Genomic DNA, 24163 nt, shown 5'->3' with positions numbered 1-24163 from the left:
TAAAACGAGAATTGCCTATCCACCCTAAACAACGCTATACAGGCAAATGTAGGCAAAATATACTCCATACATATGAAGAAAGGACCGCCATGAGTCGTTTTCTGAAGCAACGAATGAGTACATTATTAATGCCTGTGATTCCCGGTGCAATCCTGACTATTTTTATATTTTACTTGGATTATTTCCAATTCAAGCTGGTTGAAAAATTTATACTGTTTGCTGTATTCGTCATTGTACCTCTTGTCATCTTGCTTTTGAGATATGATGAAAAGAATAAACAACAACGAATGGTTTATGCCCTTATGCAATGGCTTCAATATCCTGCTGCGCTACTTACCCTATTTTCCGTTATGAGTAATAAGATGTGGGGATACGAAGGCACGTCAATACCAGGCATGCTCTCCCTTGGCTGGCTGGTGTTCACATTACTACTTGGCATCTATGGCATAAGCATTATTGTGATTGGTCAAGGAAAAGCAGCAGAAATAGCGATTGGCGCGGGACTCGTTTATTTTTTTATCGGAGGCATCTGGTTTACCTTATATCAATACCAACTTGACCTCTTCGAAGCTAGTGTTGCAACACACGCGTTAAGCTCGGTCCACTTTCATTTTTCATCTGCAATCGTTCCGATTTTTATTGGTGCACTGGGACGAATCATGACGAAAAAAAGCTGGTATCCTTGGATCGTTGCCATGGATATTATCGGCCCCCTATTGATTGCCTTTGGTATGATTTTCTCCAAACCAATCGAGTACGTGGGTGTCGCTTTGTTCGCCTGCAATATTGTCGTTTACACCACGTATCTGCTTTCTTATTTGAGAAAAAACGTATTACACCCTAAGGCAACCTTCTTTTTAGGCCTTTCCTGCATGGCCTTTTACACGGTTATTGTGCTTTCTATTTTGTATCCGCTACTGAAAAATATATTTGCCTTAACCATACTTGATTTCATTCCCATATACGGAGCACTACACGCATTTGGTTTTGTCTTATGTGGACTCATTGGATGGGTGTACATGTTAGACTCTATTCAGAAAAAAAACAATTTTCAAGGCGAATAGGTTGGTTGATACATCTTGGAAAATTTGGTGAATGTGATTTTAAAATAACCCATCGGCTTTAATGAAGTAGTTAAGCCAGGTTCGTGTTATAATGATGTTTACCTGATTAACATTCATCATTCTGCCGAGATGGCGATGATTAAGGAGATAGAACTTTGACGAACAAGCATGATATTGGAGCAGTTAACGAACTACCGGAAAACTTTGAAGAGCTCAAACGAGCGGCTAATCGAACAGCAAGCTGGAGAGACAGACTGAATGCGGTGAACGAATTGGGAAACTGGGATACCGTCCCTACCATACAGTTACTACATTTTGTTTTGAAAAATGATCAAGTGTTTCAAGTGCGTGAAGCCGCATATCTCAAGCTCAAGCAGTTGGATGAAGATGTACCCATGCCTGCCAAAAACAAAGGCGATCTGTTTAAAGGTCTTAACAAAATTTTGCTGCGCATTAAAAAAAGCCTGCCTGAAGGTCACACATTTGAGCAATTTAAGGAAAAACTGCAAAAGACACGTCTGGATATCTATGATACTTACGAGGGCGACAAAGATGCTGAGTTCGACTCCTGGCTCCATGGAATTTGGGAGACACTAGGCAGAAGATAACCGCCGTTCACCTTGTAATAGCCGAGTGCAAAATAATAGCCAACTAAACAGCCACTCCAAACATTGGAGTGGCTTCTTTATTTCTTCAGAGTCATCTGCATCAGATAAATGTCACCCGAGCACCTGTTCATAAAACATCCATCTTCCTATCTCTCCCATTACATTTATTTTCTAGTATAATAACGGAATACAATAATAATTTTAAAATAGAAGGAGAGTTGTTATGGAATATCATGTATCCGTACATGGGAATGATCGGGGAAAAGGAACAGCGGATCAACCTCTTCGTACTATATCACGCGCTGCGGCTCATGCCATGGCTGGTGATACGGTTATTGTTCATGCCGGAGTATACAGGGAATGGGTTAACCCGGCTAATGGGGGAACAGCAGAGCATCGAATTGTATATCGCTCCGCAGGAGACGGAGAAGTCGTCATCACAGGAGCTGAACGCATTACCAACTGGAGGTCTGAAGGAGACAACGTTTGGAGCACAGAAGTGCTTAATTCCATCTTTTCCGTTCGTAATCCCTTTGAAGTGGAACTCAGTGGAGACTGGTTGTTTGACGGGCCCTTCCCGATTCATCTTGGCGATGTCTATTTGGACGGCAGGTCATTGTATGAATGTGATAGTATTGAAAGCGTTCACAATCCTAAGGTTTGGCCCGAAGCCAAATATCCCAAGGATTCATTGTTAACATGGTATGCCGAGGTTGGTTCTACGACAACAAAAATCTGGGCCAACTTTGGTGGAAAAGACCCTCGTACGGAAGATGTAGAAATTAATGTCCGTCCGTATTGCTTCTGGCCTGAGAAACCGGGACTCCATTATATAACCGTAAGTGGCTTCACACTCCGTCAGGCTTCTCCTCAATGGGCACCGCCTACGGACTACCAGGAGGGTTTGATCGGACCCCACTGGAGCAAGGGCTGGATTATTGAAAACAATATCATCAGTGAATCCAAATGCGTTGGTATTAGCCTGGGCACCGCAATCGGTACAGGTCATGGCAGATCGTTGGAGAAGCATAGTAAAGGCGGGACTCAACGGGAGCAGGAGGTTATTTTACGCGCATTACGCTCCGGCTGGCATAAGGATAACGTCGGCAGTCACATCGTTCGAGGTAATGTGATTCATGATTGTGAGCAGGCAGGTATTGTGGGTCATATGGGAGCAGCCTTCAGCCACATTGTTCAGAACCGGATTTATAATATTCACCACAAACGGCTCAGACACGGTGCCGAAGTGGCGGGAATTAAACTGCATGCTGCACTAGATACTCAAATTAACGAAAATATAGTGTATAGCTGTTATCGTGCGCTTTGGCTTGACTGGCAGGCACAGGGTACCCGCATCAGCCGTAATGTATTTTTTGACAACCTTTCGGAAGACCTCTTCGTTGAGGTTTGCCACGGCCCGTATATGGTTGATCATAATCTATTTCTCTCTCCGATGAATTTCAGAAATATGGCCCAGGGCGGGGCGTTTGCCCATAATTTGTTTGCAGGCCGATTCGTCGTTCGTTCCGAGATTACGCGAATTACGCCATACCACTTCCCGCACGAGACAGCCATGGCCGGATACTCCAACATCACTGGAGGCGACGACAGATATTATAACAATATCTTTTTGGGTGATAACGACGCGAATAAGCCGCCTGTGCCCATCACCTTCTTTGAGCATCTTCCCCTTAAACCAAGGGATGCCGTTGGAGAGGACGGGAAGACGGTCATGGATGGTGTGCCGGACAATTCCATTTGCTATTTGCATGCTGTCGGACTTGGCGGCTACGACGAACACCCGAATGTGAAAGATAAGAAGTGGTGGGAATACACCAAAGAGGAGCTTCTTGAGCTTGGCGATGCCGCGAAGGATTTCTTCATAGGCAATGCCGTTCTTCCGGTAGCAATGGGTGGCAATGTATATCTCAACCATGCGCTTCCAAGCACTCACGAATCCGATGCGAAGATACATTCACAGAAGGGCATAAACGTTGAGATTAATCCTGAGCTGGGTAAGGTGCACATTCAGCTCCATGAGCCCGAGTTGCTTCGGGGCACCGCTGCCATGAGGGTCACCACGGACCTGCTCGGAAAGTCGTATCACGCCGATATGAAGTATGAGGAACCCGACAGCACTCCCTATCGCCTTGACTCCGACTTTTTCGGCACAAAGAGACCCGATGCAGATGTTACACCAGGTCCTTTTGAGTTAACCGAAAGTGGTCGTGTTGAGTTTGAGATTTAGATTATTATTTTAGTTTATAATGAGGGCCCAGTCATTTCAGGTGACGGGGTCTTTTTTGTGGGTAAAGCCTCTATTCCGATAATCGGGATAGAGGCTTTGGTTGGTGAACCGATCTGCTCGTTTCTCTCTGAGGACAGCACCTTTCTTCCATTTGTAGTAACCTGCACGCGAAATTTCAGCCATTTTACACAGCCAAACCACAGGTGCCCACTTGCTTATTTCTCGAACAGACTGGCACCGGGCTTCGCAATCCAGCTTTCCTCTCCGTGCAAATTTGGATTGAGCTTTTTTAGATATTCTACCTGTGCTTTCAGATAAGCATTTTATTATTCTGCACTACTACAATGCTTCTTCGTCCAACGTCCACGGTAATCCTCAAAACTCTCTCCATTTTGGCTTTTACGAACCCATGTAATAATCTGGCTCTCGCTCTTCATCCCAACCTTCTTCATGATCGAACTGTACGCCCAACCTTCTTTCACTCTCAGACGAACAGCTTCTTTCTTCGCTGACATAACAAAAATTCCCTCAGATATCCAGTGAGTTTATAAATTTCCGCGAGATTCAATAAAGTGAAAACCTATTCCCGCCTAGCAACTCGCTATGATAAATTAGCTTGCATGCTCAAGGCTTTTTGGTCTGGCAACCACCATGGTGTGGCTTGTCTGAGTTTGTAGACAATCTAATAACACGGAGAAGCAAAGAAGCATCGAGCGAATGCAAAGAATCTTCGAATGATTCAACAAGTTATGGAATCTGATAATCCGGATTTATTGAAGTTTTTGAAATTACATACAACTGTTATTCTTAATGACGAACTATTTTCTGAAACTGATCCCTTTAATGGGCCATCATATTAACAATATCCATTAATACGGTTTACCGTATCATCTATAGAGCGAAATCAAAGGCGCCCATCTGGGTGCCTTCTTCACGTAAATTATAGGGTATACTTCAAACAGCATTGCTTGTTGTCTCATCTGTTGTTTTGAACAAGCATACTGTTAAAGAGCCAACGAAAGTTCCATCTGAAGTACTGGGGCAGATGCCAATCCTCATAGCCTTTTAACACCCCTTGTTCTAGCCAGTAAGACTCTGATTCCCCGCTTTGTACAGCTCCAGAAACATAAGTGATCGTTGTCTCCAAAAAGCGTATGACATCCGTGATTCGATCTGAAGTAGATACATCTCCGTGTCCTGGAACGATAGTATCGACCTTGAGGTCTTTGCGAATGCGTTTAAGGATGCGTATCCAAGCGTATGGATTACCGTAGGGTATGACCGGAATGGTTTTAGTCGATATTAAATCACCAGCGATCAAAGTTTGCTCTTCTGGAACGTACACAACAGCATCACTTAAAGAATGACCGCCTCCGTAAGATAAAACCTCGATTGTTCGCTTTGTTCCTTGAATGACGAGTTTGTCGTCAAAAGTTATCGTGGGTATCACCCTGCAAAGGGAAGGGATGGCATCATAAAGGGCTCGCTGTACGGAAAGATCATAGTCGATTTCAGTTAGCATATGGGGATCTCTTTGATTTAAACGCACATGATTTAGGCTAGTTATTAACTTTTGAATATTTTGCTGCATCAATTCAATATTCACTTTACCCATATCAGAAAGCAAATCTCTTGTCCAAACGGTAGATATAAATTCGCTCTTCATAAATTCCTGATTGCCGTTGACATGATCTCCATGAAAATGTGTATTCACTACATATTTAACCGGTTTGTTTGTTAATTGTTCAGCAGTATGACGTAACAAAGCACCCGAATGCGGCAGGTTGGTTGTATCCACTACAACAGTTAAATCCCCAAGATCAATAATTGCTGCATTCCCTAGAGAACCGCTACCTGGAACCGAAATAGCCCCCCAGATACCATCTGATGCTTGTTGAATTGTGAAATATTCGTTGTTCATTGTTACACCCCTTTAACTTTTAGTAAAGTTAACTTACAAGTTAGAGTCAACTGGAAGTCAATAGATTATTCAGGGTGAGGTTAGGGTCAGTTGTAAACATTGGCTTTGAGTTGACTGAAGGCTGTATACTATTCTTCAATATCAGCATTAAAAAGGAGGGACAGAAATCGGATGCTTACAATAAGTCAAGTGTCAGAAAAAACAGGATTAACTCCTTATACGATTCGTTACTATGAAAAAATCGGGGTCCTACATGAACCCAAGCGTAGTAATGGAGGGGCACGTGTCTACAAAGAAAGCGAGGTTTCCTACATTCAATGTCTAAACAAACTTAAAAAACTAGGCTTATCACTTGAGGAGATTACGGAGTTTACTCGTGAGGGCTGTGTAATGGATAAAATTCAACAAGGGGAGAATCCTTCTAATTATAATCCCACTCTAAAAAAGCGGATTGAAATCCTTGAGAAGCATCTGATGGGACTGGAATCCAGGCGGCAAGAAATTGATTACATGATTTCTCTCGCCGAAGAGAAACTTACTCTATACCAAGAACTTACGAAAGAAGACATAGTAAATACTAGATAATTGCGGCGTTATCCTAGGAGAACACTGCAATTGCGGCAATTCCTCTGACTGAACTCGAAACAGCTCACTTTTAGCGTACAATGTTGAATTACTATATTCCCGATTTCGGCAACCAGGAAAAAAAACGTTTCCTCGCTGTAGTGAATGCCAGATGTCTGTTTAATAGAGGAGTTGTCGATACTCCCTAGTAAATAACTTAAATAGGGGGTAATGACGATGTGGACCTCATTAAGCAGTAACGATAATATGTTTACGGAAATGGATGGGTTGGGCTAGACGCTCTCAACTGAAACCGATGGTGGAGTTCGCGCCTTTCTCTTTGCGGCTTGGATCAGCCCACTTATCCCTTCCAGCAAGCCGTTGGTCATGCGACTGTGAAACAATGCAGGAGATCTTCTTCGTGTCTCTTTAGGTTTTGGAGAGACAGGCATTATTTTTGGAGTCGTAATTGGCGGCGTTATCTATTTAATACATCATCTGCAGCACAAATAAACTCACACAAGCCCGTTTGCACAACGTTCCGACCCGAGTATGACCTACCCCGCTCCTACGGTCCACATGATGCAAATACAGGCTCCTGTGAGTTTTTCTACAAAAAACTTGCCGTTACTTGTGGTACGGTTCACCGTATCTATTGATAGGGTAAACTCAGATTACTTACCATTACAGTAATTTATACTTGAAAAGAGAACAATATCGCAGACATGCCCTAACCATCGTGTTGGCATGTCTGCTTGTTATGTCTAAAGCGTCATCGACATGGTATACTAATACAATCAATTTGGAGATGCTGCTGATGAACGAATCCACATAAAGCAAGGTAACGGATACGTTGCAGTTTCTTCAAATGGATGCCGAGACCCGCCAATTGCATGAATATAGACAGAGACATTTGCATGATAAAGCTTCTATTGAGAGTGTAATTGCTGAAGGAGAGACTCGCGGCGAACAAAAGAAGGCACTTGAGATGGCTAAAGAGCTTCTGAAACTTGGAGTTGAAGTCTCAATTGTTGTTACGGCCACGAAACTGTCTATAGCGGAAGTTGAAGCCCTGATGATACCTGACTGATTATTCTACTGATAGCCAGCTGTTTAGCAGACCATTTCCTCTAACTAATTGATCAAACAACTAAACAAATAATGTACTCCATAAAATCTAATGATGAGGTATTAACATGAAGTTTAAGGTCTTTGCTGTAGGTGACAAAATAGAAAAGTTTTATCTTGAGGCTATTAAAGAATATGAGAAGAGATTAAGCAGATACTGTGATATAAAATTGATCCACATAAAAAAAGAGGAGCAACTTCAAAGCAAACTCAGGTCGAATTCCTTTGTCATTGCCGTCTCGACTACTGAGCAGCCCATTTCATCAGAAGATCTTGCATCCAAAATAGATAATTGGGCTTTGACAGGCTCCTCGGATGTTTCCATTGTTATAGGTGGAAACGATTTCCCCCACCATGATATAGTGACTTTAAGTCAGATGGAGATGGATGTTGGCTTAAAAACAACTATACTATTCGAGCAAGTTTATCGAGCATATAGGATCATAAATAATCATCCTTACCACAAGTGAAAAAATTATGTAGGTTATTCGTCATTATCATTAAAATGCAAACAGTTGATTATTCCAGTTCCCCAGCTTTTTGCACAATCTTGATCGGGAACAGGTTTAGACCGTCGTTCAGACCAACAATCCAAATCACTAAGCATTCGAATAGCTAATGAAACTGCTTCTTGTTTATATATTTTTGAATCTATGATATCACTATGCCCGAACTCTAATCTGAACGTTTCTAAATCAGAAATATATTCGTATTCGATTGAGTGACTTTCATTATTATCCATAGTTGTATTGTCCAATGCGGATAGAGGTTCTTCTATCCAATGTTTATTTACTTTCCCCCTTTGATTTATAAAATCTCTAATGTAGTTATATTCCTGCTCACAAATGTCACACGTAGCAGCAATATGCAACGCCCAGATGGCGTTGTAAAAAACAATCTTATCAGGATGCCCTTTCATCCTTTCTAGAATTTTAATACTTTGCTTGAGTATATATTTCACGCCATCAGACTGATGTTTAAATAGAACCGCTAACATACCTAAATAAGCCCCTGAACAATCTTCAATGAACTCATCATAATCTCTACTCAAACCAAAATATGGACCAATCATCTCCATATAGCTACTGTTCTCTTGCCAGTCCTTGAACATAAAAAGATATGCGTTATCTCTCTTGACACAAAATAAAACAGCTAAATAAATTCCATTAGAAAAATGATACGCTATATAATCTTCATAATTATCATTACAATTAAAACCATTATTCATTTTTTTATCCAAGAATCTAGTGAACTCATTGTGCATGCTCGGAAGTTGTTGAGCCAAATCTGCATAAATTGGAAAAATTTCGTTCCAACTTTGCTTATACAAATTTTCTATGTGTACAAGCACATCTGTTATATTAATCTCTTCCCAATATTCACCAAAATTAAATAGCTTCATTAAGCCCTGTATATTAATATACTTATTAATTCTCCTATGCTGTGATATCACATCCAGTATCAATTTGTTCAAATCCCCTTTGCATATCTCATAAATCCTATAGTTATTTCTTCCATATTGATACTCGAGATCCTTAAGTACCGCTGGATCATCACCAGATTTTACAAAGATATGAAAAAAGAATAGTGGCTTCTCAAAATAATGATTCGACTTGCTGAATATCTTAAGTGGATTCGCTGCTGAAGCATTAGTTAAATAACTTTCCACTTCGAAAATCATTATTGGATAGTTAGTATCTTCTTTATCAATAAACCAGGCTACATCTACTGCTTGATGGGTTTCTCCTTTTTTCACAGGAGATTCGGAAATAACATGATAATCAAGTATAATGCCCAGCTTTTGAATAGCCGCTATTAGATCAATACCTTTCGCTAAAGTATGTATCCCCACTTATATCAGTCCTTTCCTTTTAAATTGTACTTAAATTCAAATATTTAGTGTCTGCTTACTTAGCTTCAAGAATTTCACAATCTGTAGTATAGTGTATCTTATTAGAAAATTTTAGTGGGTGGTGTAGATATGAATGTTGCAATTCGCTCTAACATTGAATGATTGAAAATGATAACAGAAGAGATATGGCAGGACGTGCTAGAAACAGATTGCGAGGGAGTGAAAAATAGGCTTCTTATTGAAGACGATTACATTAAATTATTGGACTCGCTCCCTAAACAGATCAAAATTTCTATTTTAGAACCCTTTGGTGTATCAAAAACAAATGAACTCCCACGGCCTCTAACTAGTCTGACGAAAATGGATATCTTATCAATTGGCTATCTCAAAGAATTTACTTCCCAATTAACCGGGGAGATAGCTATAGAATATCTTAAAGAGGGACTAGTCCAACGTGGATTATTGGAAGAAGTTGAAAAGGCAAACAAATTGAATCGCACAATCTATGCCTTTATGTTATCACAAATTGATATAGAACTATTACAGATGAGCTATTTAGTCAGCAGATGCGAGAAGTTTGCTTATGAAGAATATCTTCTGTTAATGGATATGGAGACCATATCAGATCCACTCAAGCAAGCTGAATTACGCCAGATAGAGCAAACGGGAATTGTAGATCCCACAATCACTACTGATCTTGTTAACGGCATATTAGAACGTTATGAATTATCTAATTCTACAAATTTGTCAAGCACTTGCTTGAAAATTCTCCACTATAACAATGAAATTTTAATTTTTATCCTTCGAGAATCTCAACGGGGAGGCTTAAGAACTTTTCAGAAATACATTGTAGATATGAATGCGGATCTAATAGTTTTTAGATTTAGCCCAACTCTTAAAGATCTTAGAGTGCGAGCGGTCAGTATCGTAAAAGAAGAAGTCTATCAAACCATTGCAAATAATATTATCATTAATCTTGATCAACGGCTGCCTGCTAACTATGTGAAACGTAGCAATGGTAACTCTTCTGAAGTATTTCAAGCATTTCTCCAATCCCTATTGGTCGATAGTGTTCCTGGTGTACAACTTAATTTAATTGAGTTTGTCGCCCCACTTCCCGGAAAACCTTTAATAACGGTTGAAAAGAAATCTGGAGAAATCTCCTTGATTCAATCGCTTGAGGATACGTCTAGAAATGTAACATTATCCCTACTTATTCCTGATTCCACTGTGAAAAAAGTAAAGGTTTCTTTCATTATTAATAAAAAATCTCATATCTTCACCTTCTATTTCTCAGAAGTCTCAGAACAAATTTACATCACAATATCTGGTACTGGTGGAGGAACTCAAAAAAAGAGGAATTTAATATCCTTATTACATGATTATACTGACGCCCGTATAGTAGAATCTAAGGAGAAGTAACTATGTTAATTCCAGTATTAGGGACACGTTATACCGACGACCTTCCATCATACATTATAGACCTCAAAAATAATAACTATATTAATTTGAATAAATTCATAGAACTTGATTGTATAGGAAGAGAGAGTATCAATATTGGAAAGAGAATGATAGGTTGTAGACAAAAGACCATCTTATCTGCTGAAAGAGAAATTGATTTAGTTGAGTGCTCTCATTGTGATAATAATTATATCGAAGAAGAATTTGCTCTCTGCTGTAACACTTACTTTGAAATTACTTCTATTAATTATAGCAAAGTTTTTGAAGACACTTTAAAAATAATTCAATCGACTGGTTGTAAATTACTAAGCATTGATAATCGAACTGGTAATTATTTATTACAAGTTGAAAATCGTCAATATCTTTTAGTTCTCGAGGGAGAAGCAACTGACTTCTTATCTATATCCAAAGCTATTCAAGAAAAAGATGGTCTCATCTTTATTAAACTAGTTGAAAACAAACTACCTACACTTCCTGATACCATTGTCACTATATCAGCAATAGATATAATTACTTCTGGGTTTGAAAAAGAAAAATTCAGACTTCGTGATTTACCAAGTGCCCAAACTGTTATTGAAAGCATTCAAAAAATTTCTCTTATTGAAGAAGAAATATTAAACAAAAGTTCATTTATTACTTGGCAAGCGGTTGAAAATGAGCTAACTAACTTTTTCTTAGATAAACTCCGCTCCCAACAAGTTCAACTATACAAATACAGAACGATGTTGGACTCGTATCCGAGATTCAGGAGGATCCCGGTCAACGCTGCTGGTGCAGGTAATGCTGATAAACTTACTATTGACCTCTTAGATTATTTAGAAGAAGTCATTAAAGGCGACTTTACAGCAGATGCAAAATGTTATACTACAACAGCCGTTGACCATCACACTATTGAAAAAGTTCAGCACCATCTTTCTAAAGATAAATTTAACTCAAAAAGAATTTTAATATTAGCTACTACAAATAAAGTAACATGCTGGGATGATGTGCATGACTATAAAATAACAACTGGCCAGTATCGATTATTAATATTCTCTGCGAGGATTATTGCAGAAGTAGTAGTCCACCTTGATTTTGCAGATGAGTTCTTGTCTCTCCTCCAAAGTTGTGTATCTGCCGGTAATCAAATCAAGATAACAAAGAAGAAAGGCACTAAAACTCCTTAATATCTTAGGTGTTTTAGTGCCTTTACTTATTAAGTCGAATTCAATTGTTTCTTAAAGTTTGAAGTATATCTCCTAAAGATATATTACTCTGATCCGCACCCTCATGCATGTATATAATAGAATTGGGCTCAGTAGCATACCAGACAAATGTATCCCAAGCAATCGAAGGAGTAAGTTTTTTACTAACCCCATCCGTTCTATCTCTAAACGCAGTAACAAAAGTATAGTCTTTTCCACTATAGCCTGCTTCCTCCGCTATTGAGATAAGCTCTAACTTCCGCCTATCTGAAATTGGTCCATCTGTTGCAACGCATTCAACAAAAACAATGAGCGGTTCTCTCCGGCCAAGATCAACCATTATAATATCTGGTAGTACCTTAGTTACATCAATATGAAATCCAATTGCAGCACAAATCCTATCGTCATTCACAACAATTTTTTTGGCCGACTCACTAATTAATAGAACAGCAGGCTCTTTAAGAAAAACCTTTGCCATCTTCTCAACCACAGCTTTTGCTATATCAGAGCTCGGACCTGGAGATAGCTTCCTCACTTCGCCATTTGGCAACTCTACTAGTACACCATCATCAATTGATGTTCCCATATTTTTCGAAATAGCAATCCTTGCTCTTGCAATGGCTGAAAGATTTAACTCCTGCCAATTAGCAATTGCTTGAATGAGCTCTTCTTCGGAGAGTTCAGTATTAAATAGTTCCACAAAATCAGACTGTAAAGTATATCTAGGTGCTGGTGATGTAGTAGCAAGCCCACTCTTTTCAATAATAGCTCCGAGATGAACAAGCGTTCGAATTGTCTCATCACGAATTGATTCACGGGTATTTTCTTTGTACCATCTGCCCGGAATATCTCTTTCTTTCTTTTTTCTATTTAGATTATTTTCAAGCCATGAGTACCTTGCCTGCTCTTCTTTTATCTGGGCTTGCTCATCTGTCATACAAGTGACAATTGCAGGTCTGATCCAGTTCTGCCCCTGCACGCTGAATGAATACAGCATCACAAATATAGTTTTAGCACCTATCTCTCTCAGTATATATCCGTTTGGGTCAAGACCTTTGGTAAAAATCAAACCTAATCTTCTTGAAATTTCTTCAACACTCGGTACTTCAGTCGAAAGCCAGTTATATCTCATTTTACCCTCCAAGATTATAAGCCTTCAACACAATTTGCTCTACGCATCGGCTTAAGTCTTCATCACTAATCTGGTTTGAGTTGTGTTGTTGTATGAAGTCTTCAATACTCAAAACTTTCTTTAATGGTGGTAGTGGCAAAGCATGCAGTTCCGATGCTGATACTGCAACACTTCCGGATATGCATCTGAATATACGATCTACAATAGTAGTACTTAGAATCAAAGATAATGCTTCTGGTGAAAGTAATTGCTTATCAACCGAATGAATCATATTAACATGATTTTCAATGACAGCTCCATCCCACTCTGACAAGAAATCTTGAGGAAGTACTGTTGATATTAGACGTCTTTGTTGTTCTTTTGACGTGGTCCGTTGTAACAACACTACCGGCTGTTTGCAGACAAGAAAGTCTTGCTCATCTTGTATATTTATAAATTTCGGTTTTTTATTTTTATAATCAAAAGTAAAATTTCCATTTATTATAGAATGTGACCAAATTATTGGAAATGATCCAACTTGAGGTACATTATCGAGTTGTTCCTTGTGTCGGTTCCACACCAGTGGCCCAGTTGATACTTTATATCCATAGTCTTTAAGTGTCGTTTTCATTTTATTGAGTTTCTTAATCAGTTTAGTCTCAGAACTATCTCGCGGGAGGAACCACGGACTCGTTCCTTCATTTATTTGAAATGTTCCTACTCTATTCACTCTGTAACCCACAGTATCTGTTTTAATATTATGAATGCTTGTTTCTTTGGAATCATTTGGACCAAAAACAGTTAAGCATGTTTCTTGTAAAACCTCATCAAACACACCGGAACGTTCTGTAATAAAGTCAATGTCTAAGGGAGGGGCTTCTTGCATTAGCAAGTTTCTTAAGTTAGAAAAATACTGCCCCCCCATAAATGAAGTTGGGGTTACAAAACCAATGAAACCTTCTGCCGACTTCATTCTCAAAGCAGCATCGATGAATAAACCGTACATATTCGCATGACCATACAGAGACCTTGAATATGCCTCTCTAAGTTCCTCATTGAGAGTGACACGACCATAAGGAGGATTACCCACAATGAGCTGATAGCTCTTGTTTTGCTTCAATGCATATTTTATTGTATCATCATGCCGTACGACATTCTTCATCTTACGACCAATTAAACACGCGTCTTGATATGTCACTACATCGAGCATCACTTGTGTCAACCACCCAGCAAATTCATCAATCTCTATCCCTGAAAGATGATTTTCCAGGTGCCTAATTCTTTCTTCTGCTGGTATACATTTTATTCTATGGTCACCTAAAATTCGATTTGCGACAGGAACTAAGAACGCTCCACCACCACATGCAGGATCCAGAATGCTGTCTTTAGACCAGTTAACACCCTCAGAACCTAAGAGATCCAAAAGCCTTTCTGCTATGACCGGAGGCGTATAATAAATACCGTATTCAGCTTTGTATTTCTGAGGTAGCAAATACGTGTACAATACTCCAATGTAATAGCTGCACTCTATAATTGAGAGAGTAGACAAAAAGCCAGCAATTTCTTTTGCCAGTTTGTTGCTCTCTAAATCTAACTGCATTCTTTTGTACTTACAGCTTCTAAGCTCAAACTGTTTCTTTGAATCAATAATTCTCCATAGTGCTTTCAATACCAGAAAACAAAATGATGGAGAAAACAACATCTCATACTCTTTATTAGTTTCAACATGTTTTCTTTTATTGTTCAGTGCTTGCGATTTATAGGTATCCCAAGATGGTTTAGTTATTACATGTGAAATTTCATTTCTTAGCGGCATTAAATCACCATCTTTTTTAGTAGTCATATAACCTTCTTTGTATTCGACATACTTTACTGTCTTTCCTGCTCTATCAACCAAATTACTTATATTACCTTCCACTAGATAATGTTTTTTAGATGTCCTAAATTATTGAAAGAGTAAATGCACTCGGCGTTAACGTAAGCTCTCCATCTTCAAACTTACCAAAAGGATCTTGGATGATAACAATGTCACGATGATCTTCCTGATCAATATTAGTAATCCGATACAAGTAATATTGCTCTCTGTACTTCTTTGCTTTATTCCACTCATTTGAGGTGATTTCAAATTTCATCGAGCTACCCGCACTGGTTTTACATTCAATAAAGCGTGATCTTCCATCAAGCTCGTATGATAATATATCATAACCCGCACCACAGTCAAACAAACTCACATGTCTAACTGCATCAGCTAAATCTACTCGCCCTACTTCAATTAAACGCCGCCGCTCAATCTCTACTACAAATTCTTCTCCCTTAAGTCCTGTAACTTCCCATTTTTCACGTTTTTCCTTAAATGCTTCTGCACTAATACTTGTCAGAGTATCTTCATCATCTACAGATTGGGATGGGTCTTCTGCATTTGGGTATAGGTTAATCCCACGGTTCCCACGGCAATATGCCATGATAAGGGCAACCTTCAGAAAGTTTTTTATGAACCCTGCAGTTGTTTGACCATACAGCCATGCTCTTGTCTGACTATCATAAGTTCCAATACGCCATCGTGCAGCTCTATTATTGGGCTCAACGAGTAGCCCCTCCTGATCGAGAAACAAACAAGCCTCTTCTTTTATTCTCTCATTTGTTTGCCGTACATCCAACCCATCACGGGATGATTGACCAGATACCTTAACGATTTGTTCAATTTCTACGATTCGCTCTGGTTCGAGTAATCCTACAGTATTGCAGTGAAAGCAAGTAATTTGATAAGCTCTTAAATTAGGTGTTCTTACTTCTATACGATGATGATTAGGATTATTAACTGAGTACCAGTATTGTATTTGCAGCACATGCTCTTCATTAGGCAACTCTACATCGTATTCCAGCAAGCTATCTTGGTCAAAGAAGCTATCACGCAAAACAAACCTGACATCAACATCACCAATGCATGTTTCAATCTTATCAGGTGCCTCTTCAATGATCTTACTGTTAAATGCTTCAATATGTTCTGTAGTCATTCCTACTCACCTTTACTAATTACTGTTGCTGCTCGTAGCAATAAATCCGATTATAAAGCCAGTTAAGATAAATTTCCAAGACTCAATCACTCGTGAACGACAAAATGAGATTGTCCTCTGAATTAAATGATTTGTTAACGAAACTTCCTCTTTTCAAACTCTAACCGTTGTAGCTGTTCTTCTAATTCTTTTATCGATTTAGTAAAGAGCCACTCATTTCCTTGATCAAAACTATCCGCAGCATACAAGTACATGTTATCAATTGTAGCGTAGATGTTCTGGCACTCTTCACTGAAGTCCTTACACTCAGATGGTGGTATTGGCACGTCTCCAGCCTTCAGGTACAACCGATTAACTTCAGGTTTGAATGACAAAATGCACTTGACAAACTCTCCTTGCTCTATGCTCCCCGAGTGATATTTTTCGAACTGCTCTATTGCTTTATGAGCATATGGAAGCATCTCACCTATAAGTGATTCACACGATTCAATAACTTCTTCTTTTGATCCAAAGTGATTTTCGAAAAAGCTCTTATATGGCTTGTACTGGTCATTCCATTTGATTTCAATTCCCTCAAATGTCTCATCCCCACCCAGAGCAATTGGACGATAGGGAGCAGATAATCCAGAGTCAATCCATGATGAACGGCATACCCAGTTGGTTGTTTGAACATCTTCATGATCATGAGCGATGTAAAGCCATACAACATCTGCAATAGTATTGCCCCATCTTGCTTTAATACGTTCATTTTTGTGATATGTGCTTTTCTTCAATTTCAAGGTTGCTTCTTGAATAATTGTTCTGATTATTTCTCTGGGATAATGCCGATCTAACCGTATAATTGCACTGTATCTTTTTGCCATAGCAGTGCTGTTATCCATCTGTTGCACAACGGTATATCTTGCTTTATCCCTTGTCTCCCATTCCAGCTTTAGCCCTGCATCCCGTTGATGTCCGGCAGTGCAGATTCCATGCTCGTTATAGGGCAACCCGTCTTTGGCACATATTTTTTCATATGCAATGAACAACCGTGCCCAGTCATTTACATCAACTATTAGATAATCACAGCCAATATCCATTGCTGTAGTTATAAAATCCCTTTGTGCATCGTCATAAATATTGCCTACTGCACCAAAAACAATCAAACCAATATCAGGTAGTTGCCTGAGTTTCAAGAACTGGTGGGACACATCTCTGCTGGTCACTTTTTTGTAGCTTTTCCCCTTTAAAACGAAGGCGGCGTTCTTTTTCGCTCCACGTACACACAAAGTTGTCAGGATATCAGCAATTTCAACAGGGCCATGCGGGGTGTTGTTCGGATCATGAAGAATGTCCCTCGTGAATTGCTCCAGTTCCGCCTCTTCATCCAGTTTTGCCACGTTCCCCATAATCTCATCGTTGATAGACCCATCGGGAATTTTGATAACCTCATAAAATTCATCAATCTCATGTATTTTTATTAGTCTTCCCATAACATTCCTCCAAAAGGATAAAGGTCACGCAGGTGCATTCCCTTTGTTTTGTCTGATATTCATTGCCAATCGTGCTTATTCAATCACATACTCTTCCATTAGCTCGTCATGATTCAATATATATGACAGAACTTGACCATTTTCTTGGTTAGGAGCAAAAGGGATTAATATAAATCCTACGTCCTGATGTTTTGTAATGGATAGAAGTATTTTTAGTTGATCTTGATTTAGCCCTCTAACAGTAAAATCCTTTGACGGCATTGCTTCACAGTATTGCTCTGCATGATTCTTTGAATAAAATAGCGGAATCCTCATTTTAACTCTGTCATCATTTACAGAATGATATGTACCTGTTATTTCACCCGTTTTATCAACCTCCATTAATGCCCAAAAAGGCTGACCAATCACGCTTGGCTCAGGCAAAAGAGCTCGTTTAAACTGCATTGCAACAACTTGTGTAAATGTTGGAAGATCATCAAGCGTCATCAATATTATTCCTGTTCCATTTGCATATGTACTAGCTCCAGATTGATACCCGGATGCTGAAACCATAATCCCCATTAAATTATCTATATCAAGGATTTTTGATTTGAACTCGCCTACTTTTCCCTTATCTATTGGTCGACTATGGTTTTTACATTCAATAGCTACTCGGTGCTTAACATTTGCTTTTGTGAATTCGTAGTACACGTCGAACTGATGAGAGGCTCCTGTCTTTCCCAGAATGGTAACGTTTTTTGAAATTAGTACAGTTTTATCTTCAAGTCTTAAAATAGCAGAGTAAACCTCATGCACAAAAGTTTCAAATGTTATACCTTTATTAACCATAGATGTCGGCTCCCTCAGATTATAAATTGCTTCGAATACTCTTTTGATGTTCATAAGCAGTAGATCCTTTTATTAAATGGTTTTGGTTGTGACAAGCAGTATTCTTTAACTTTCTCCGTCACTGGCTTACCAAATGCTGCACACACTCATATAGATCATCATCAGATGTGGGCTACGATTTCCCTATAGTTTCGAGAAGTACCTATCCTTCGCCACAATAATCTACAATACATACCAAGATATTACAATATCATTTCGACGAGGACAACATGATAGAGAATATATTATTCAGAAAGAGATCTTGTAACGTGAATTGGGAGTGGAATTATAAATATGCTGGACTTATCGCTCGCTACCCCACATAAAAGTAAAAAAGATGAACATTCTAAGGAATTCAGTGTTCATCTTGCCAATTACATCAGCTTTAGCTTGATTGCTTATTTATATATCATCATTTTTTCAATTTTGTAACGTCACTTCTGGATTAAAGACTAAATCCATCCCTTTTGGAACGCATACCATACAAACCAGATAAAACCTGCCAACAGCAAGGTATGGAACGGAGCCTCTCTCAGGCAATAGAGAACGAATCGAAGTACATAGTAGACTATCCATAATCCGAGAAGATACAGTGGCCATGTAAAGATATGCTCATACCAGAATGACTCGATTACTAACCGTGGCTTCAGCCAATGTTCTATAATCGTTGTAAAGCATTCCAGAAAGGGTGATTTTTGTGGCTAAACGAACAATAACTGCGGTTGAATATTTTGCTCTTAGAGAAAATGCACTTGGAGAACGCATTCGCTTTTTTCGTGAAGAGACAGGGAAACTGAATTCAAAGGAGGATTATTCGACACGAGCAATCAGCAAACGATTAGGAGTAACTGCACAGTCCATTACTGCAATTGAGAGAGGTGAATCTAAAAATCCCTCCTTTCAGCTAGTTCACGGGTTATCCAGAGAGCTACACGTCCCAATTGAGGCTTTCACAGATGAGTTTTATCAAGGTGACATCCACCTGTTTGAAATTGGAGTTGTCGATGAGAATATCGAGCTTGAAGATACACAGGTTGCTGGGCTTGACCCTGCTTTATCCGCAAGTTTTCACTTTGGCTGTTATGTATACCAGGCCTTTCAGGATGGACAGATGCGTTTCGTATATAGCAAAGAAACAAAGAATACCGTCGATTACAAAGCCTTTGTGGAGAGCCTTTCCCGATTTGTCGCCGAAATCGAAATGCATTCCTATTCTGGAGAGTTATTAGAGCTGGATGACACGCTTGCTTCACCTATTAAACATGCAGCTTCTTTATTCAAGGCAAGCTTGGAGTAGCCCAAAGCATTTCCCATTTTGAGCAAGGATTCTTGGAATCAAGTCTTCAATGATTTTTTAGCAGCTTCTCAGCAAGCAGATAAGGGAGAAATGAAAAATGACTAAAATTCGAGCCGTCATCTATGCCCGTGTCAGTACCGAGGAGCAAGCCAAGGAGGGCTTCAGCATCGCTGCTCAGCTGGCAGAGCTACAAAAATATGCCGAGCAGCATAATTTTGAAATTATTGATCGTTATGTTGATGAGGGAACAAGTGGAAAGAATATTAAGGGTAGACCTCAACTTATTCGCTTACTAAAGGATGCCGAAAAACAAAGATTTCAAATTGTTATGCTCTATAAGCTGGATCGTTTAGCTCGAAAGCTACGAGATCAGCTAGAAATAAGCGATACCCTTGTTAGCTTCAACATCAAGCTAATGAGCTTAAAGGAGAATTTCGATACATCAACTCCAACAGGAATGATGACCTTTCAGATGTTTGGCATGATTGCAGAGCTGGAAAGGAGCAATATTATAGAGCGTGGAAAGCTGGGGCAGCATCAGCGAGCACGAGAAGGGAAATACAACGGCGGAGTTGTGCTGGGGTACGACAATATGAATAAGGAGCTCATCATTAATGAAGCTGAGGCTCTTATTGTTAAAAAGATATTTGCTTATGCTGAGCAAGGCCTGGGACTTAAGGCAATCACTCGTAGATTAAATGAGAATGGTCACCGTTCGAAAAAAGACAAGCCCTTTTCAACAAACAGTATAAAAACTGTTCTTAACAATCCCATCTATATCGGCAAGATAAGATATAACCAGCACGAGAATTGGTCTGAAAAACGTCGGAAGGGAAAGAATCCTGATTATATTTTCACAGATGGAATCCATCAACCAATCATCTCTCAGGAGCAATGGGATAAGGCTCATACTGTTCTACAAAAACGCTCCTATAATCCCTCTCGCTCTCATACTCCCTACATTCTTAGTGGAGTTATCAAGTGTCCTGTATGTGGTCATGGTATGGTTCCAGCTCGTTCCAAGGGTGCAGCCGGAGAACAGTATCGCTATTACTCCTGCGGACAATTTCACAATAAGGGTGCTACCGTTTGCAAATCAAATATGATTAAGGCCGAGGTAGCAGAGCAGCAAGTCCTTGGTGAGCTGCACCGGGTTATTGCCCAGCCACATGTACTCCGAAAACTGGTTGACCGAATTAACGAGCTTCGTTCAAGCTCCGAAATCCCAAGAGCAGAAGAGCAGAAGGTATTAGAATCTCAAATAGCCAAGCAACAACGGAAAGTCAAAGGTGTTAAGGACACCATATTAAATCATCCTGACCTTGCTGATATGTTTAAACCTGAACTGCTAAAATCCAATTCTGAGCTTCAAGCACTCCAAAGACGATTGGAAGAAATGCTATCGGAAACATCTGACCTCGACAGCAAACCCATTGATTATGACTCACTTTTCATACTGCTAAGCAAAGTGCATGAGGCTATCGCTCACGCAGAAAAAGACGAGCAGAAGGCACTGCTTCGCCTATTAGTCAAAAGCATTCATATTTCTAAGGACAAGCCCTCAAGAAGAGAAAGTCGTAAAGTGGAGAAGATCGTTCTTACTTTTGACTTCACGATTGAAGGGCTTCACACTGACACGGCAGAGCTAATGAAAAGGGTTAGTCAATACAGCGACTTTGTTGCTCCGCCAGACCCAAATACGCTGGATTTTCTTAATAGCAGTCAGGAAATTTCCTACGGGGACTTAATGAAGTCCCTTTTTATTTTACCCTTAAAGGCGATACGGTTCACCGCGATTGATCTTCACCGCGCGATAAATCTGCTCCACCAGCACCAGCCGCATGAGCTGATGCGGCAGGGTCATGCGCCCGAAGCTCAAGCGCTGCTTCGCGCGGCGCAGCACCTCATCGGAGAGCCCATGGCTCCCTCCGATGACAAACACGACATGGCTCGTCCCATACGTGCCGAGCTTGTCGATCTCCATAGCCAGCTCCTCGGAACTCCAGAGCTGGCCATCCAGTGCGAGCGCGACGACATGCGCCTCGCTCTTCACATGCGCGAGAATGCGTTCACCCTCGCGCTCTTTTACCGCCCTTACCTCAGCTTCGCTCAGGGTATCGGGCGCCTTCTCGTCTGCGACCTCGATCATCTGAAACTTGATGTACGGGGCGAGACGCTTGGCATATTCCTGAATGCCCAGCGTTAAATATTTTTCCTTCAATTTGCCTACGCCAATAATTTGAATCAACATATGATCATTCCTCCTGAATCGTCGTGCTTGCACGCAACCTATATATACAATCGCATCATTCACCCATACAAAAGTTACTGAAAATCCCCTTCATCGCATGCCCGGCTCTCCTGGAACAATAGGATATGTATTTTGACCGAAGCGTGCACGTACATTATATAGCTAGTGTAGCATCTCTCATGTGTCCCTGAGAACATCGTCTACAATCACAGTAGCGCGGCTCTCCATTCACCGCTTCCCGTTCGCACCTTTTCTTCTTCATACCTGCGAATTCATCATATATATGTAACTATTCTTATTCTTTTCAGCATCCTGAGAAGTACCCGCTCATTCCAGCTTCCAACTCTAACGATCACCACAAACCTTATTTGGCCGGACTCGCCTGCTTTTAAAATCTAACGATCCCAGCAGACGCTATCGCGCCAGATTCGAGAGCTTTTCATCCTGTTTATGGCGATTTCGTCAGAATAACGTCTCCACGGATCGTTAGAATTTCAACCCTGCTCATTTTGCCCAAATAAGCCTTCTCATGATCGTTACAATTAGCATCAACTAACCGCTCTCTTAAAACCCGTCCAACGCCCGGCCCGTTATGTGCTTACCATTCCTCAGCTCACATAATGCCACTCTGCGTCTTGTCGCTCCCGCTCACACTTGCACCTTCGCAACTATCTGCTTCTTCCCCTGCGCTTACCACTCACACTCAAGACGAGCTACTCCTTGCTTCTGCCCTTCTCTTGCCACTTTCACTCTCTTCGCTGACACCGACTCCGGCCATCCCTTGCCAATAACTTGCCCATTCACTCGTCAGCATACGCTCCCGCCACAGCCGCTCCCCACAAATGCAAAAAGAGCGCTCAACACGCTCTCTCTGCACCTTGCTCTGATGTTCATACCGGATCGAACCAAGCCTAACGCCAGAAGCACCCGTAACTGCTACGCCATGCACAACAGCATCTATAGCAACATTGGATAGCGCTCCTGGCGGCCTGCTCTACAGTACGCTAAACGACGAGGAATTCCGCGTGCTGATCGCACTCGGCGCATTTGGCAGGCGGGTCCCAGTCGGCAAATTCCGTCTCCTTCAGATCCACGATATCCGGAGCGTCCTCATATTCATCCACAAACATGTCGATGGCAATGTCCACGTGTTCTTTGCATACAACGTACATCCGTCAAACATCCTTTCTGTCACCAGCTATGTTCCCGATTCACAGACCGCTTATCCTACAGGATAGCCACTTCTCAGTTCTATCACACCTGCCGCAGAAAAGAAACCCCTACATCGCAGATCGGAGCAAAACCCTGCCACCTATGTACTCCAATGCTTCTTGATATTGTACACACACTCATCTTTCCCGCACTGACTCTACTGTATCGTGCATACACATCTCTCCCCCGCCTACCGTTGCTGTATTAGACAGGCAACTCATGCGCTAAACAAAAACAGGAGAACGGACCCTCTCGTCCAATTCTCCCCTTGTTACGTTCCAACTTTAGAATTTCAACCACCGTCTTATTCCAATCCTGACTGTGCCTTCGTGAGCAGCTTCCCGCCTTGAAAAGCAATCACTGCGTTACCACCATTACCGGCCGCGCCTTTATAGTTATAGACGACCATATTCTCGGCCTCACTTAACGCTTCGCCTTCGCCACCAAGAATGTCGATCACCTTTTCCACGGACATGCCAACCTCCAGCTTCTCATACTGGGCAAACGTAATCAGCACCCCGTCTCCTTTTCCAGCAGAGCCGTTATTGCCTACGCCGCTCGATGTCTGACCATTCGTACCCTGTCCAGCCACGATAGCTGTACTGATTTCTGTCAGCTTTTTCTCCAGTGCGGCGATTTTTTGCGCCTGCTCATCACTTTTAATGCCCTGTTCAGTCAGCTTTTTCTCCAGTCCCGCGATCTTGTCCTGTAGCGCACTCGTATCTACAGGTGCAGCTGGAGTGCTCTCCGATCCACAAGCGGACAGCATCAGCATGGATAGGGCCAAGCTCGTGCCGCCAAGTACCTTTTTCTTTAACAGATTCATCTCGAATCCCTCCATTTTCAGATTAGCCAGCCGAGTCTCACGTTATACAGCTGTTATTTGCATCAACGATCTATGTAAACACA

Annotated in this window: 21 protein-coding genes and 1 pseudogene; 10 read left to right on the top strand and 12 right to left on the bottom strand. The window is 40.7% G+C overall.

All coding sequences use genetic code 11. The annotated features are described in order from the left end of the window. Positions 1-89 precede the first annotated feature (89 nt). The 3 genes from DFQ00_RS13215 (at position 90) to DFQ00_RS13205 (ending at position 3920) form a co-directional block, all read left to right on the top strand. Positions 90-1064 carry a YndJ family transporter gene (locus tag DFQ00_RS13215; RefSeq protein WP_110896954.1) on the top strand — a complete coding sequence of 325 codons (975 nt, stop codon included), beginning with the start codon at positions 90-92 and terminating at the stop codon, positions 1062-1064. 155 nt (positions 1065-1219) lie between these two features. Further along, the gene (locus DFQ00_RS13210) at positions 1220-1672 is read left to right on the top strand and encodes a HEAT repeat domain-containing protein (RefSeq protein WP_110896953.1); all 453 of its coding nucleotides are present in this window, start codon (positions 1220-1222) and stop codon (positions 1670-1672) included. 223 nt (positions 1673-1895) lie between these two features. After that, a complete protein-coding gene (locus DFQ00_RS13205) occupies positions 1896-3920 on the top strand; it encodes a right-handed parallel beta-helix repeat-containing protein (RefSeq protein ID WP_110896952.1) in 2025 nt (674 codons plus the stop codon). Positions 3921-4246: 326 nt separating this feature from the next. Here DFQ00_RS13205 and DFQ00_RS13200 read toward each other — a convergent pair whose 3' ends face one another. Beyond that, a complete protein-coding gene (locus DFQ00_RS13200) occupies positions 4247-4435 on the bottom strand; it encodes a hypothetical protein (protein WP_110896951.1) in 189 nt (62 codons plus the stop codon). Between the two features lie 461 nt (positions 4436-4896). Continuing rightward, positions 4897-5841, bottom strand: coding sequence for an MBL fold metallo-hydrolase (locus tag DFQ00_RS13195; protein ID WP_110896950.1), 945 nt, complete (start codon positions 5839-5841; stop codon positions 4897-4899). A 171-nt stretch (positions 5842-6012) separates the two neighbouring features. Here DFQ00_RS13195 and DFQ00_RS13190 point away from each other — a divergent pair, with 171 nt between their 5' ends. From DFQ00_RS13190 to DFQ00_RS13180, 3 genes are all read left to right on the top strand, one after another. Further along, on the top strand, positions 6013-6426 hold the full coding sequence (locus DFQ00_RS13190; protein WP_039310460.1) for a MerR family transcriptional regulator: 414 nt from the start codon (positions 6013-6015) through the stop codon (positions 6424-6426). 847 nt (positions 6427-7273) lie between these two features. Then, the gene (locus DFQ00_RS13185) at positions 7274-7495 is read left to right on the top strand and encodes a hypothetical protein (RefSeq protein WP_110897084.1); all 222 of its coding nucleotides are present in this window, start codon (positions 7274-7276) and stop codon (positions 7493-7495) included. A gap of 106 nt (positions 7496-7601) precedes the next feature. Beyond that, the gene (locus tag DFQ00_RS13180) at positions 7602-8003 is read left to right on the top strand and encodes a 23S rRNA (pseudouridine(1915)-N(3))-methyltransferase RlmH (RefSeq protein ID WP_110896949.1); all 402 of its coding nucleotides are present in this window, start codon (positions 7602-7604) and stop codon (positions 8001-8003) included. 14 nt (positions 8004-8017) lie between these two features. Here DFQ00_RS13180 and DFQ00_RS13175 read toward each other — a convergent pair whose 3' ends face one another. Beyond that, positions 8018-9385 (bottom strand): hypothetical protein, encoded by a 1368-nt coding sequence (locus DFQ00_RS13175; RefSeq protein WP_110896948.1) that lies wholly within the window; start codon positions 9383-9385, stop codon positions 8018-8020. 168 nt (positions 9386-9553) lie between these two features. On the opposite strand from DFQ00_RS13175, the gene DFQ00_RS13170 reads away from it, so the two are divergent. Together DFQ00_RS13170 and DFQ00_RS13165 are read left to right on the top strand one after the other, a co-directional pair. Continuing rightward, positions 9554-10807: a hypothetical protein gene (locus tag DFQ00_RS13170; RefSeq protein ID WP_110896947.1), complete on the top strand. Its 1254-nt coding sequence runs from the start codon at positions 9554-9556 to the stop codon at positions 10805-10807. Positions 10808-10809: 2 nt separating this feature from the next. After that, positions 10810-12012, top strand: coding sequence for a hypothetical protein (locus DFQ00_RS13165; RefSeq protein ID WP_110896946.1), 1203 nt, complete (start codon positions 10810-10812; stop codon positions 12010-12012). A 40-nt stretch (positions 12013-12052) separates the two neighbouring features. Here DFQ00_RS13165 and DFQ00_RS13160 read toward each other — a convergent pair whose 3' ends face one another. The 5 genes from DFQ00_RS13160 to DFQ00_RS13140 all read right to left on the bottom strand — a co-directional run bounded on the left by DFQ00_RS13160 (position 12053) and on the right by DFQ00_RS13140 (position 18455). After that, positions 12053-13162, bottom strand: coding sequence for a BsuBI/PstI family type II restriction endonuclease (locus DFQ00_RS13160; protein WP_110896945.1), 1110 nt, complete (start codon positions 13160-13162; stop codon positions 12053-12055). 1 nt (position 13163) lies between these two features. After that, on the bottom strand, positions 13164-15059 hold the full coding sequence (locus DFQ00_RS13155; RefSeq protein WP_208643780.1) for an HsdM family class I SAM-dependent methyltransferase: 1896 nt from the start codon (positions 15057-15059) through the stop codon (positions 13164-13166). Between the two features lie 22 nt (positions 15060-15081). Next, a complete protein-coding gene (locus DFQ00_RS13150; RefSeq protein WP_110896943.1) occupies positions 15082-16155 on the bottom strand; it encodes a protein NO VEIN domain-containing protein in 1074 nt (357 codons plus the stop codon). A gap of 134 nt (positions 16156-16289) precedes the next feature. After that, positions 16290-17627: a hypothetical protein gene (locus tag DFQ00_RS13145; RefSeq protein ID WP_110896942.1), complete on the bottom strand. Its 1338-nt coding sequence runs from the start codon at positions 17625-17627 to the stop codon at positions 16290-16292. A 75-nt stretch (positions 17628-17702) separates the two neighbouring features. Further along, a complete protein-coding gene (locus DFQ00_RS13140) occupies positions 17703-18455 on the bottom strand; it encodes a restriction endonuclease (RefSeq protein WP_167433700.1) in 753 nt (250 codons plus the stop codon). 736 nt (positions 18456-19191) lie between these two features. Here DFQ00_RS13140 and DFQ00_RS13135 point away from each other — a divergent pair. Next, the gene (locus tag DFQ00_RS13135) at positions 19192-19791 is read left to right on the top strand and encodes a helix-turn-helix domain-containing protein (RefSeq protein ID WP_167433699.1); all 600 of its coding nucleotides are present in this window, start codon (positions 19192-19194) and stop codon (positions 19789-19791) included. A gap of 97 nt (positions 19792-19888) precedes the next feature. Next, positions 19889-20926, top strand: a pseudogene (locus DFQ00_RS29840) (recombinase family protein); the annotation flags it as partial. Between the two features lie 636 nt (positions 20927-21562). On the opposite strand, the gene rlmH reads toward DFQ00_RS29840, so the two are convergent. The 4 genes from rlmH to DFQ00_RS29830 form a co-directional block, all read right to left on the bottom strand. Next, positions 21563-22042: a 23S rRNA (pseudouridine(1915)-N(3))-methyltransferase RlmH gene (gene rlmH, locus DFQ00_RS29835; RefSeq protein ID WP_244213837.1), complete on the bottom strand. Its 480-nt coding sequence runs from the start codon at positions 22040-22042 to the stop codon at positions 21563-21565. Between the two features lie 703 nt (positions 22043-22745). Beyond that, positions 22746-22991 carry a hypothetical protein gene (locus DFQ00_RS29510; RefSeq protein ID WP_146236164.1) on the bottom strand — a complete coding sequence of 82 codons (246 nt, stop codon included), beginning with the start codon at positions 22989-22991 and terminating at the stop codon, positions 22746-22748. 55 nt (positions 22992-23046) lie between these two features. Further along, complete coding sequence (locus DFQ00_RS13125; protein WP_090923561.1) at positions 23047-23214, bottom strand: CxxH/CxxC protein; 168 nt, start codon at positions 23212-23214, stop codon at positions 23047-23049. A 344-nt stretch (positions 23215-23558) separates the two neighbouring features. Further along, the gene (locus DFQ00_RS29830; protein ID WP_244213827.1) at positions 23559-24080 is read right to left on the bottom strand and encodes a hypothetical protein; all 522 of its coding nucleotides are present in this window, start codon (positions 24078-24080) and stop codon (positions 23559-23561) included. Positions 24081-24163: the final 83 nt, after the last annotated feature.

Origin of the sequence: Paenibacillus barcinonensis, from assembly GCF_003217495.1 — a bacterium.
Lineage (GTDB): Bacteria > Bacillota > Bacilli > Paenibacillales > Paenibacillaceae > Paenibacillus > Paenibacillus barcinonensis.
This window is presented reverse-complemented; position numbering and strand designations above follow the sequence as displayed.